This is a genomic window from Arthrobacter sp. HLT1-20 (genome assembly GCF_054510895.1).
Genome location: NZ_JBTNDR010000075.1, coordinates 1 through 1114 on the forward strand (window position 1 = coordinate 1; position 1114 = coordinate 1114).

Consider the following 1114-nt stretch of genomic DNA (forward strand, 5'->3'; position numbering starts at 1 on the left):
CTCGCCCTGGGCCAAGTTACCGAGGTCAGGGTTCCGGCCCGAGCACAGGAAGACCTCCGGGATTTGTCCCGGTTGCGAGCCACCACGGCAAAAAACCTCACCCATACCCGCCAGCGCCTGAACGCGATCCTGCTCCGCCATGGCATCCGCTACCTGGAAGGCACGAAATGGACACATGCTCATCAGGCGTGGCTACACCGGCAGTGTTTTGATTCACCAGTACTGCAGTTCACCTATGAAGCGGACGTTGAACTGGTCGAACTACTCGCCGCCCATCTGAAGCGCATTGATCAGCAGGTCGCGGCCGTCGCCAAAGACTGCCAATACACCCCGGTCATCGAGGCATTGATGTGCCTGCGCGGCATCGAAGTCACCACCGGATTCGGACTCGCCGTGGAGATCGGAGACTGGACCCGATTCACCGGGGCCAACATTGGCTCCTACCTCGGCCTGGTGCCCAGCGAGCAGTCCTCGGGCCAGTCTCGGCACCAGGGCCCGATCACGAAGGCCGGCAGCAAATACGCCCGCAAACTCCTCATCGAAGCTGCCTGGCTGCATCAGCGACCCTACGCCAGGCCCGGGGTGCGGCTGGTGCGGCAACTGGACCTCGTTGCCCCCGACACCAGGATCCGTGCCTTGGAAGGTAACCACCGCCTCCACCACAAATGGGAAGTATTCGACGCCCGCAAAAAACGCTCAGTCACGGCCAACACCGCGATCGCCAGGGAACTCGCCGGCTGGTGCTGGTCTCTGGCTGCGCCCCTCCAACGCAACGAGAACGAAAGCCAGAAACACATGAAGGTGGCCTAATAAATAAACGTGCCTTCCGGAGTGTGGCGGCCGTGACGTGGCAGCACTTTGGGGCTAACTCGAGACGACGCTATGAGTAAACGGCACATCCCGTTGACGCTCGATGATAGACAACGATATGCCCCAGCCGAACAATCGTCATGCGGTAACCAACCCGCGAATATCAGCCTGACACTGCAGTCGAATACAAGACTAGCCAGCACAACCACCACACCCGGACGGCACCCACCCGACGGCCCCCAACAAAGAAAGTTGGGAGCCGCATACCTACGCCCCTTGACAAACCTTCCGACATATCAGCGTC

1 protein-coding gene is annotated in these 1114 nt (G+C 60.5%); it reads left to right on the plus strand.

Features of this window, described 5'->3' with window-relative positions:
- The coding region (locus ACX80Q_RS18655; RefSeq protein ID WP_459332037.1) for a transposase at positions 1-810 on the plus strand (810 nt) is incomplete at its 5' end.
- Positions 811-1114: the final 304 nt, after the last annotated feature.